11 protein-coding genes are annotated in these 11857 nt (G+C 63.5%); 8 read left to right on the forward strand and 3 right to left on the reverse strand.

The features are described 5' to 3' along the window. The first annotated feature begins 28 nt into the window (after positions 1-28). From SP6_RS13125 to SP6_RS13160, 8 genes are all read left to right on the forward strand, one after another. Positions 29-2998, forward strand: a complete 2970-nt coding sequence (locus SP6_RS13125) for a Tn3 family transposase (RefSeq protein ID WP_042469208.1) — start codon at positions 29-31, stop codon at positions 2996-2998. Positions 2999-3185: 187 nt separating this feature from the next. Beyond that, a complete protein-coding gene (locus tag SP6_RS13130; protein WP_042469209.1) occupies positions 3186-3518 on the forward strand; it encodes an ArsR/SmtB family transcription factor in 333 nt (110 codons plus the stop codon). Positions 3519-3529: 11 nt separating this feature from the next. After that, positions 3530-3958, forward strand: a complete 429-nt coding sequence (arsC, locus tag SP6_RS13135) for an arsenate reductase (glutaredoxin) (protein WP_042469211.1) — start codon at positions 3530-3532, stop codon at positions 3956-3958. Further along, a complete protein-coding gene (locus tag SP6_RS13140) occupies positions 3958-5244 on the forward strand; it encodes an arsenic transporter (protein WP_042469213.1) in 1287 nt (428 codons plus the stop codon). The genes arsC and SP6_RS13140 overlap by 1 nt, the downstream gene beginning before the upstream one ends. After that, positions 5241-5675 carry an arsenic resistance N-acetyltransferase ArsN2 gene (arsN2, locus tag SP6_RS13145; RefSeq protein WP_042469214.1) on the forward strand — a complete coding sequence of 145 codons (435 nt, stop codon included), beginning with the start codon at positions 5241-5243 and terminating at the stop codon, positions 5673-5675. The genes SP6_RS13140 and arsN2 overlap by 4 nt, the downstream gene beginning before the upstream one ends. Beyond that, complete coding sequence (gene arsH / locus SP6_RS13150; protein WP_042469215.1) at positions 5675-6451, forward strand: arsenical resistance protein ArsH; 777 nt, start codon at positions 5675-5677, stop codon at positions 6449-6451. The genes arsN2 and arsH overlap by 1 nt, the downstream gene beginning before the upstream one ends. Positions 6452-6658: 207 nt before the next feature. Next, entirely contained in the window at positions 6659-6928 is a 270-nt protein-coding gene (locus SP6_RS13155) for an HU family DNA-binding protein (protein WP_042469217.1), read from the forward strand. A 261-nt stretch (positions 6929-7189) separates the two neighbouring features. Next, entirely contained in the window at positions 7190-7957 is a 768-nt protein-coding gene (locus SP6_RS13160; protein WP_042469218.1) for a hypothetical protein, read from the forward strand. A gap of 147 nt (positions 7958-8104) precedes the next feature. Here SP6_RS13160 and SP6_RS13165 read toward each other — a convergent pair whose 3' ends face one another. Genes SP6_RS13165 through SP6_RS13175 form a run of 3 tightly spaced genes read right to left on the reverse strand, consistent with a single transcriptional unit; the run spans position 8105 to position 11856 of the window. Further along, complete coding sequence (locus tag SP6_RS13165) at positions 8105-9250, reverse strand: TniQ family protein (protein WP_066516440.1); 1146 nt, start codon at positions 9248-9250, stop codon at positions 8105-8107. 3 nt (positions 9251-9253) lie between these two features. Beyond that, the gene (locus SP6_RS13170) at positions 9254-10177 is read right to left on the reverse strand and encodes a TniB family NTP-binding protein (RefSeq protein ID WP_042469221.1); all 924 of its coding nucleotides are present in this window, start codon (positions 10175-10177) and stop codon (positions 9254-9256) included. Next, positions 10174-11856 carry a TnsB C-terminal domain-containing protein gene (locus SP6_RS13175; RefSeq protein WP_053003297.1) on the reverse strand — a complete coding sequence of 561 codons (1683 nt, stop codon included), beginning with the start codon at positions 11854-11856 and terminating at the stop codon, positions 10174-10176. Before SP6_RS13175 ends, SP6_RS13170 begins: the two co-directional genes overlap by 4 nt. Position 11857: the final 1 nt, after the last annotated feature.

The raw sequence follows: 11857 nt of genomic DNA on the forward strand, positions 1-11857 counted from the left end.
TTGTTATTCGCCTCAGCGGGAGAGCAAAATGGCACGACGCCGACTTCTGACCGGAGACGAGCGCCGGCGCCTGTTCGATCCTCCTGTCCAAGAAACCGCGATCATTGGGCATTATACCCTTTCTGCGGAAGATGTTGAATTGGTTGGGCGCCGCTATGGTCCAGCAAATCGCCTCGGTCTGGCTGCACAAATCGCTTTGATGCGACATCCCGGCTTTGGTCTGCAACCCGAGATCGGGCTTCCCGACGTCATTCTTCAGTACCTCGCGGCACAGTTATTCGTCGATCCTTCCTCCTTCTCTGCATATGGTCAGCGCGCGCAAACCCGTACCGATCATGCCGATCTCGTGGCGCGTTATCTTGGCATACGCCCGTTTCGACGCGGCGACCTGGCACTTGCCCTGAATCTTGCCGCGCAAGCCGCCGAGTATACAGACAGAGGTGAACCGATTGTTCGCGCCCTCATGGTTGGCCTGAAGGGTGAGCGGTTCATTCTTCCGTCGGGCGACACACTGGAACGCGCCGGTCTTGCTGGCCGGGCACGCGCACGCAAAGCTGCCGCAGCCGCAATCGTCGAAGGCCTCAGCTCTGCTGAACTGACACGGCTAGACGAACTCGTAATCAACAACCCGGATTTCGGCATGACACCGCTGGCGTGGTTGCGTAATTTCGAAGAAGCCCCGACTGCGGCCAATATCAATGGCTTGCTTGAGCGCCTGCGCTATGTTCGCGGCATAGGTATCCACCCGGTAGTTGGGGGCGCCATTCCGGAATTCCGCTTTGCCCAATTTGTCCGCGAGGGCGGCGTGGCACCGGCATTCCTGCTTTCGGATTACAGCGTCAATCGCAGGCGGGCGACGTTGACGGCCGCAGTGATCGACCTTGAGGCCAGACTTGCCGATGCCGCGATCCAAATGTTTGACCGACTTATCGGCGGCATGTTCACGCGCGCGCGGCGTGGGCGCAAGCGTCGCTACCAAGATAGTATTCAGTCGGTGGGGCAACTCATGCGGCTGTTTGGCGCCACGATTACAGCACTTGATGAGGCTGTCCAGAATGGCGGCGATCCGCTCGAATTGATTGACGAAGCGGTGGGCTGGCACCGGCTTGTTGCGGCAAAGGCCCAAGTAGATGCCCTTGCTGATCTTGCCGGCGAGGACGCACTGGTAACGGCAACCGAGCGTTACGCCACGCTACGGCGTCTCAGCCCGGCATTTCTGGACACCTTCACCTTCAAGGCGTCTGGAACAGGGACGGCACTGATCAAAGCCATCGATGTCATTCGCGATGCGAACACACGAAAGTCGCGCGACCTTCCCGATGGCGTTCCACTGCCATTCCCCAATCGGCAGTGGAAGCGTCTCATCACCGAAAGCGGCCGTATCGACCGCCGACGTTATGAAATTGCGATCATGGCAACCTTGCGTGATCGTTTGCGCGCCGGTGATGTATGGATCGAGGGAACCCGCAACTATCAGCGCTTCGATGCCTATTTGCTGGGTCGGCGCGACGCCGCCAAAGTGGCGGATGTGCTTCCGTTCGGTTCAAATGCTGCATCCTACCTCGCTGACCGGGCACGAAATCTTGACTGGCGGCTGCGCCGATTTGCCAAGCAGTTGAAAACAAACAAGCTTGAGGGAGTGTCGCTCGAACGAGACCGGCTCAAGCTTCAGCAAATGCCGCCTGTCACCCCACCGGAAGCTGAAGCCCTCGATCGCAAGCTCGATACCCTGCTTCCCCGCGTGCGCATCACCGAGCTGCTGCTTGAAGTCGCCGAACGCACTGGTTTTTTGAACGCATTCCGTGACCTGCGCTCAGGCAAGGAGCACGACAACCCCAGCACGGTACTCGCCGCAATTCTGGCTGATGGCACCAACCTCGGGCTGGAGCGGATGGCCAATGCCAGCGAAGGCGTCAGCTATGCCCAACTCGCATGGACCCACAACTGGTATCTTTCACCCGAGAACTATCAGGCCGCGCTGGCCATGATCATCTCAGCCCATCACGAATTACCCTTCGCGCGGCATTGGGGCGCTGGCACCAGTTCGTCGTCCGATGGCCAGTTCTTCCGGTCGGGGCGGAGCCGTTCAGGGGCGGCGGACGTCAATGCCAAATATGGCGCCGAACCTGGCGTGAAAATCTATTCTCACCTTTCCGATCACTTCGCATCATTCGGATCACGGATCATGTCCGCGACGGCAGGTGAAGCGCCTTACGTGCTCGACGGGCTTGTCCTGGGCGCCGGCAACCTTCCGTTGCATGAGCACTATACCGATACCGGCGGCGCCACCGATCATGTTTTCGCACTCTGCCACCTACTCGGGTTCCGCTTCGCGCCCCGGCTGCGCGATATTGGCGACCGCAAGCTGGGTTCGATCGCTGCGCCATCGACATACAAGGGCATCAAAAATCTGATGGGCCGCACCATCAAAACGGCAGCGATCGAGGCCGATTGGGATGACATCGTCAGGATTGTCGCCTCAATCAAGGATGGCACGGTGGCGCCGTCAGTAATCTTGCGAAAACTTGCCGCCTACAAACGCCAGAACAGGCTGGATTTTGCATTGGCTGAACTGGGCCGTATCGAGCGCACTTTGTTCACGCTCGATTGGCTTGAACAACCGGAACTGCGACGTGCCTGTCAGGCCGGTCTCAACAAAGGCGAGGCGAGGCACACGCTTGCCGCCGCCATCTATACCAACCGGCAGGGTCGGTTCACCGATCGCTCGCTGGAAAATCAGGAATTTCGCGCATCTGGGCTGAACCTGCTGATTGCGGCGATTTCCTACTGGAACACGGTCTATCTCGACCGGGCCGCCCAGCACCTCAACGCTGTCGGCACGACGTTCGATGCGGCACTGCTTGCGCACCTTTCTCCGATGGGCTGGGCGCACATCAGTCTGACCGGCGATTACCTCTGGGAGCAGGCCAGGCGACTTCCAGCAGGTGAATTCCACCCACTCAACGAGCCAATGGCGCGGTTGAAGCGTGTAGCGTAGCCCATGTTCCGCTTATGTCCGAGAAATCGTTGTCTGGCGAACAAACCTTGAGGTGACGCCTGGTAGCCGCAACAGGGTCGCTGCTTGTCGCATCAACCAAGCCCTGGCCCCAACCATCCCGGCCAACGACCGGTAAGGCAGGGTATACGGGGCTGGACACACCAAGCATATCCATTATGCTGGATATATGGAAAACGAGGATGCCATCTCGGCGCTGGGTGCTCTTGCACAAGGAACGCGCCTTGACACGTTCCGCCTCTTGGTACGGCACGAACCGGATGGTTTGGCTGCCGGCGATATCGCGCGTCAGCTCGACGTGCCGCAGAACACCCTGTCGGCGCACCTCGGCATCCTCGCCCGCGCTGGCCTGGTCCGCTCCGCACGGCATAGCCGCTCGATCATCTACCGTGTAGATCTGGACGGCCTGCGCGCGCTGACGCTGTTCCTCGTCAAGGACTGCTGCGCCGGCAATGCGGAGCTGTGCGCGCCGCTCGTCGCCGAACTCACCCCCTGCTGCTGAAAGGACGCCCTGTGGCCGTCGATGTCGTCGTCTATCACAACCCCGAGTGCGGCACGTCGCGCAACACGCTCGGCCTTATTCGCAACGCCGGCATCGAGCCGCACGTGGTCGAGTATCTGAAAACCCCTCCAGCCCGCGCGTTGCTGGTCGAGCTGATCGATCGCGCCTGCATGACACCCCGCGAACTGCTGCGCGAGAAGGGGACGCCCTATGCGGAGTTGGGCTTGGGCGACACGTCGCTATCCGACGACGCGCTGGTGGACGCGATGATGGCGCATCCGATCCTCATCAACCGGCCGCTGGTCGTATCGCCGCTCGGCGTGAAGCTCTGCCGGCCCTCCGAAGCCGTGCTCGACCTGCTGCCGACCAATCAGCTCGGAGCGTTCGCAAAGGAAGACGGCGAGCAAGTGGTGGACGCATCGGGCCAGCGCGTCGCCTGATGCTCCTTGCTGTCCTGATCTTCGTTGCGACGATCGCGCTCGTCATCTGGCAACCCAAAGGCCTCGGGATCGGGTGGAGCGCGATGGGCGGGGCCGTCGTGGCGCTGCTTGCAGGCGTCGTCACGCTGTCCGACGTGCCGGTGGTGTGGGGCATCGTCTGGAACGCGACAGCCGCGTTCGTCGCGATCATCGTTATCAGCCTACTCCTCGATGAAACCGGATTCTTCGAATGGGCGGCGCTCCATGTCGCGCGCTGGGGGAGGGGGCATGGTCGCCGGCTGTTCGTTCTGATCGTGCTGCTCGGTGCGGCGGTGTCCGCGCTGTTCGCCAACGACGGCGCGGCGCTGATCCTGACGCCGATCGTCATCGCCATGCTGCGGGCGCTGGGCTTCAACGACAAGGCGACGCTGGCGTTCGTCATGGCGGCGGGGTTCATCGCCGACACCGCCAGCCTACCGCTGGTCGTGTCGAACCTCGTCAACATCGTGTCGGCCGACTTCTTCCGGATCGGGTTCGGCGACTATGCGTCCGTGATGGTGCCGGTCGACCTGGTGTCGATCGCAGCGACGCTTGGCGCGCTGCTGCTGTTCTTCCGGCGCGACATACCGGCGGATTATGACGTAGGCGCGCTGCGCGCGCCGCGTGACGCGATCCGCGATGCCGCGACATTCCGCGCGGGCTGGATCGTTCTTGCACTGCTGCTCGCCGGCTTCTTCCTGCTCGAACCGCTCGGCGTCCCTGTCAGCGCCGTCGCCGCTGCCGGCGCGATCCTGCTGCTGGTGATCGCGGGGCGAGGCCATGTGATCCCAACGGCCAAGGTGCTGCGCGGCGCACCCTGGCAGGTCGTGATCTTCTCGCTCGGCATGTACCTGGTCGTCTATGGCCTGCGAAACGCCGGCCTGACCGACCATCTGGCAGCACTGCTGGATCGCACCGCGCAAGGCGGCGTGTGGGGCGCGGCGCTAGGAACGGGCGTCATCGCAGCGGTCCTGTCGTCGGTTATGAACAATATGCCGACGGTGCTGGTGGGCGCGCTCTCGATCGACGCCACGCACGCGAGCGGCGCGATCAAGGAAGCGATGATCTACGCCAATGTGATCGGCTGCGATCTCGGCCCCAAGCTGACGCCGATCGGCTCACTCGCGACGCTGCTCTGGCTCCATGTCCTCGGGCAAAAGGGCGTGCGGATCGGATGGGGCTATTACTTCCGTGTCGGCGTCACGCTCACCGTACCGGTGCTGCTCATCACGCTCGCGGCGCTTGCAATCAGGATTAGCATCGCATGACCAGAACGGTCGCCACGTTGCTCGAACCTGCCGGTCTGGCTGGCTTGGCACAATTGCTCGATGCCGCGGACCTGCCGAGTGCCGATATCGCCGATCCCGGCCGCCTGATCATCCGGATTGAGGCCGATAGCCTCGTCGGTTTCGGTGGGCTCGAGGGAGAAGGGTCCGACCGCTTGCTCCGCTCGATCGTCGTCGTCCCCGATCGACGTCGACATGGCCTCGGGCGGGTGTTGGTCGCCGCCCTCGAACGACAGGCACACGACCTCGGGGTGGAGCGCCTGCACCTCCTGACGACCACGGCCGCACCATTCTTCCGGGCGCTCGGCTATGCCGATGCCGATCGCGGCGCTGCTCCCTCGGCCATCGCCGCATCGCGCGAATTCACCGCACTGTGCCCCGCGTCGGCCGCCTACCTCGTGAAAGCCCTCTGATGCCGCTCCGCACGCTCGCCGATCCCAATATCATGCCGGCGCTCGATCCGGCCTATGCCATCCAGCGACCCGCCGTGAGGCTCGGCCCGCTCGATCCCGCGCCGCGTATCCTTCTGCTCTACGGTTCGCTGCGCGAACGGTCCTTCTCCCGGCTGTGCGTTGAGGAAGCGGCACGCCTGCTCCGGTTCTTCGGCTGCGAGACGCGCATCTTTGATCCATCGACCCTGCCGCTGCCTGACCAACATGCTGGCGACGACCATCCGGCCGTCCACGAGCTGCGCGAGCTGTCCTTATGGTCGGAAGGGCAGGTGTGGTGCAGCCCGGAGCGGCATGGCCAGATCACGAGCATTATGAAGCTTCAAATCGATCATCTGCCGCTTTCTATGGGCGGGATGCGTCCGACACAGGGGCGCACGCTGGCGGTCATGCAGGTGTCGGCCGGATCGCAATCGTTCAACAGCGTCAACACGCTGCGCGTGCTGGGTCGCTGGATGCGAATGATCACGATCCCGAACCAATCGAGCGTTGCCAAGGCGTTCAACGAGTTTGATGACGCGGGGCGCATGAAGGCGTCCAGCTACTATGACCGGATCGTGGATATGATGGAGGAACTGGTGCGGTTCACGGTGCTGCTGCGCCCGCACGCGGTTCAGCTTGTTGATCGCTACTCAGAGCGGAAAGCGGCGGGCGTGCCAATCGACCGCGCGACCGATCTGTCGAGCATAGCGATTGCGGCCAAACCGCGTGGCCGGCACGCCGTCAAGGCAGGCGGCTGATGCGACGTTTGCCGAAGCGAGCCACGCTAATGTGGTCCCGCCGGCTAATCCGGCTTGTGCTCTGCGCTTTGAGAAACCTACGGGTTTCAACCTGCGTGGCCGGCCTCCCCAGGCGTCAGCTGGATCGTCGAGCGCTACCTGTCTTGCGCTGACGCGATTATCGCTTCAGGTCGCTACAGCGACAGATGAAGGGGAGCGTGCTTGACGATGAACACCAAGGATCTGGCCAAGGACGTTGCCGCCAAGCGGGGCGTCACCGAGAAGCAGGCCCTCGAGGTCATGGCTGGGCTCCTCGAGGGTATCGCGGAGGCGGCCGCCAAGGGTGAGGAGATATCGCTTCCCGGCTTCGGCAAATTCAAGGTGAAGGACACGCCCGAGCGCTCCGGGCGCAATCCGTCGACCGGCGAGGCGATCACGATCGCGGCGTCGAAGAAAATCACATTCACGCCGGCCAAGGCGCTTAAGGACCGACTGTAGGCTCGACAGCACCGGCCGGCGTCGCCCGGCCACGTGTTGGATGTTCACGAATTATTCGCTATCTAAGGCGTTGGAGAATGACAGGCGCGTGAACACTGCCAAATCTATGCGGCTGGCCCGGCAGGTGAAGGGGAGGTTCGGCACGTGGGCGGCCGTGCGTCAGGCCTCGCGCGTCGAGAACGGCGTATATGTGGTCGATCCAAGCGCTGGCGGTGACCGCGACAGCAAGGATGTAGCGGTTCCCGCCACGGCGTAACGGCCGTGACGTTCAGCTACTCGCTGTTCCTCGCACTGCTGCTGCTTTTCCTGGGGCTCTGCTTCTGGGCAGGGTGGCGCGTCGGCGAGCGCACCGATTTCCTCAGCCCAACCCCGGACCGGCCGAACTCTACGGTGACGCTGTTCATCGTGGTGTTCGGCACCATCGCAGGGCACCTTCTGGGAACCGGCTTCTTCGCCGCCCAGGCGGCATGGTGCCGGGCGACAAGCGTCTGTTTCGACCCCGGCTTCGATCCAAATATCTATCGCGCGCTCGCCCGCGGCGGCGCTGGGGCACGCGATGCGTCCGACCTCGCGCTGGAAATGTGGCTTTTCGCGATGCTCCTCATCGGAGCCGCGACGGGCTCGATCGCGCACTGGTTGGTGCAGCGGGAAGCAGTTAGCGGGAAGACCGACGCGATCGCGTTCGGCTGGCTCAACCCGGCCGTCCAAGCGGTCAAGAAGGGAGACTCGTTTGTCGTCGCCTATGTGCTGACAAAGACGAGCCACGAGTGCTTCACGATCGCATACGAGGGCACCGTCCAGCAGCTCGCGCTGGACGAGGAACAATCGATCAGATTCGTCGTCCTGAACGACGTCGACCGATTCCTCGTCAAGATATCTGAGAACGGCCTCGAGCGTGTGGACGCGCCGTCGACGCCGATCACGCAGCTTCAGATCACCGCGGTCGAGATCGCCAACGTCGCGCTTGAGGTAGTACGGGCGCCAGACATGGATGTTGCGGCAATCGAGGCTGAAGACGCGGGTTCATAACGCGGCGTTCGAGATCGTCAGACGTCCGTCAGACCTGTCTCCATCCATAAAGTCTAAATCCAAAAAGCTCTGCATTTAACATAATCAATGTTATCGGACTGACGGATTTGCTTTACGGTCGAAGCACTTAGACCGCTCTGGCGGCCATCATCCGATCAGCGACACCCGCTCGCGCTGGCGTTGCTCTTGCTCCGCGAGCCACACATGAAACTGCGCCAAAATGTCGGCAACGTCCAGCCCAGTTCGACTATGGTGCAGGCCAACCCGAACGCGCAGCGGTGCCGGCCAATCTTTGCAGTTCTGGATCAACATCGCTTGTACCCATTTGGGCGTGCTGGCGAGCAGCCATTCGAGCGAATGCCATTCGTAAGCGGGCCTCACGCCCGACATCAGGCGGCTGACCGGCTCGTCCGACAGCAGTGCGATGACAGCGCATGAGACGTGAGCACGATACGCAGGCGAGAGTTCGTGAAAGGGCTGCTCTTCCCAGGTTTGCGGGTCGTGATCGGGCATGTTTGACAGCAACGGGCTGTTGAACAGATTTATGCGGCTGGTGCGATTGATGTCGGGCGCCAGCAAGGCTCGCGTGAGCCCGTGCAACACGGCGAGGAATTGCCGAGCCGAGACCTGCCCTACCCCGGTCAGCGACGCAGATCTGCCGAGCAGCGCCTTCCGCAACTCGCCATCGAATGCGAACAGGAGGTTCAAAGCGCGGGGCACATCCTCCGACGGACATTCTGACGCGGGTTTCGGGCCGCTCCAATGGTTTGTTCTGAGAGGTACGCCGCAGTCGGTGCAGGTGAACTCGATCCGGCTCCGCCAGCTGAAGCGGGGCTCATGGTGGGGCTGACAGCGGCGGCAGAAGTCCTGCCGCCAAGTGCCGTGCCGGCGACAGAAGACGAGCGGGAGCGCCGCTTCGGCATCGAGGTAGGCGCCACCTGTGGCGTGGCCTTCGGCAAGGCAGACATGGCACCAGGCGAGATCGAGCTCGCCTCGCGCTCGCCCTTTTCCGTCGGTTCGTGGCAACCAGGCGGCCACCAGCCACGGCCAGCGGCGCTTCAGGGCGAGGCGCATGATCGCCTCCTGATCGACGCGGAGCCGTTGCGCCGCGGATTTCGCCTCCGACCCTTTCCATTCTACGTCCGCTCTGACCTTGGTGCCCGAACTGCCCGGGGATAGCTCCTGCCGCAAATCAGTGATGGACACCTCATAACAAGCGGCGATGCGCGCCAGCCAGGAGGAGATGAGCTCGTCAGGATGAGGCCGTGCCGCGATCGGCAGCGCGCCCGACACGGCTCACACTCTTCCCCTGGCCCGCGTTCGCGCTCGGCGCTGGGCAATCACCTTCATGCTGACCGAAGGCATCAAGAGGTCGTCGGCATCGAGGTCGCTGGCCTCGATGCATTCGCTGCCGTTCTCGATCGCACGAATAGCCAACGTCTCGACGAGGCGGAAGATGCGCCCGGTATTGCCGTCGGAGAGATCGAGTACCGACGTGCGGCAACGCTCCTCTTCCAGCTGTGAAGATCTCCGAAGCGGCAAGATCGCAGCTAGCGTGACCATCAACAGGCGGAACGCTTCGTCGTTCTGCCACCGAACCAGTTCGACCGCGTCGAACCGCTCGGCGAGCGCCGCGTCTGTGAGCAGCGCCGCCTGCGCCTCGTGGTTGCCGGTGCAGACGAGTGGGATCTGCAGGTCGTTCGCGAGATAGCGGAGCGTGTTGAGGAAGATGCGCTGCTGGCGCGGCGTGCAGGCCAGCATATGGTTGATCTCATCCAGAATCAGCATGCGAGCACCCACCTGCCCCATCAGCCGGCGAGTCAGGAGGCGCGCGCGCTGCGTGTCCCCCCGCGCAGCGAAGCCGGCGCGGAGCTTCTCGAGGACCTCGCCGTAGAACTCGCCGTCGGTCGGCTGCGGTGGCAGCTGGACGGCGACAACCGGTATCGTCGCCACACCGGTCGCCTCGTTGAACCCGCGCGGGTTCTCTGCCTCAAAGCGCTCCACGATGCGCGACTTGCCCATGCCGGTTTGGCCGTAGATCAGCAGGCACGGCATGCGCGTGCGCGGCGGATAGCGCAGCATCGCGTCCAGCGTCTTGCGCACCGCTTCCGCCTTCGGGAAGCCGAGCCACCGATCCTTGCGGATCCAGGCGATCCGGTCGGCGTCGGGCCAACGCGCGCGCGCGCGATAACTATCGGCGAGATGGAAGAGGTCGCTCATCGGGGCATCTCCTCGACAAGATACGGAAGCACCTTCTGATCGCCGTCCGTCCTCTCCTCTACCGCAGATGCGCCTACGGCAGGGGTTACCTGCTCAAGCCGGCGCTTGCTGCCACCCCTTGCCCGACGGGCGTCGCGCAGTGCCGCTTTGGTCCGCTGAAGCGCGAGCCGCGCGGCCTTGGTCTTGTGCGCCGCTTCCGCGACGATCAATCGCTGGGTCTCGACAGCCTGGAAGATCAGCGTCTCGTCGACAGCCTGCTGGCCGCGCTCCCGCAAAGTGCGAACCGCCTCCCTCTGCTCCCAGCGGGTGATCGCGGGACGCCGCAGATCGCGATAGGGCACCTCGAGGTGCTCGCCATGTGGTAGCTCGAGCCAGACGCGCGAAAGGTCGCGGGGATCCCACCGCACCGGCATCGTCTGCCCCGGCCGCGTGTACCAGCAGGATAGCGCATCATCCCAATAATGAGTGCGGAACAGCTCGATGCCGTGTGGTGTTACGGCGCGCAGCTCGCAGGGTAGAAAGTCGAACAGAAACGCGGCATCGTCGGCCGGAAGGCGGACCAGCTCCGGGCGTCGTTCCACCCCCTCGGCCCAAGCAAGGGCGGGCGGAATGCCGATCCCACGGTGCCGCTCCGCATGATATGGGCCGATGATCTGCGCGGCGAGCCAGACTTCCAGCTCGCTCAGCGTCATGCACGCCTCACCTTCCGCATCGTAGTCGCCACGCTCGGCGACGTTAGAGAATGTAGTTCCGGGTAGGAGGTGGACGGCCCCCATCATCGTGCCAATCAGCCGCTCGATGTGACCGCCAAAGTGCGGCCGACGCACCGGCCGATATTCGACCGCAATCGAGTGAGCTCGGCAGCCGCGCTTCAGCGCGTCTGAGCGGTGCTCGCGCGCGTTGTCGAGGTGCAGCCGATCCATGAGCCCCTGGCTGTCCCACGGTGCCTTCATGCTCCGCTCAGCCAACCAGTCCCGCTTGGGGAGAACGGCGTGCCGCATGCACATACCGACTGAAACAGCGGACGGCGCGAGCATGTGGAGGTGGAAGCCGGGCACGGTTCGGCTCGCCACGTCGATCATCAGCGTGAGCCAAGGCCGGCCGATAGGCTTGCGGTACAGGTCGTCGACAACGATCACGTCGACCAGCGTGTGGTCCGACTGCACGAGCTCAAGCGCGTAGTCCGCCTCGAGCACGCCTCGCGTTGGCTCCCACTTGTCAGCCGCTGACTTGGCACCCTGTCTGCGGGCCGTAACGATCTGAGGAGCGAGCCGAGCCAACCGGGCCTGGATCGCCTTAGTGCTGGGCACCTTGACCCCGATCTTCGTTCCTTCGTGTCGCAGCCAGCGGCGGAGCGCCTGAACGCTGGGCTTCTCGAGTGTGAGGTAGAACTCAGCGATGCCGCGAGCGATAAGATGCTCAGCCGCGGCCGAGAGCCGCTGCTCCCCCTTCTCCCTTCCTCGCGGTCGCGGCAGCAGTGACGCCGCAGCGGGCGAGGCTCGGTAGAGTTGCAGGAGCTTGTGGAAGCGAGCGCGGCCGAGTTCTAGCTGGACCATCGCCTGGGCGGCCACATCGCCGGGCACGCGCGTCATCGAGGCGAGCGGGCGAATGATCTTCTCGCGGCGATGCGCCTCCGCCCAGTCGGCGTCGCTCGCCGTCCTCAGGTCCGCGGTTCGCATG

Origin of the sequence: Sphingomonas paucimobilis NBRC 13935, from assembly GCF_000739895.2 — a bacterium.
Classification (GTDB): Bacteria; Pseudomonadota; Alphaproteobacteria; order Sphingomonadales; family Sphingomonadaceae; genus Sphingomonas; species Sphingomonas paucimobilis.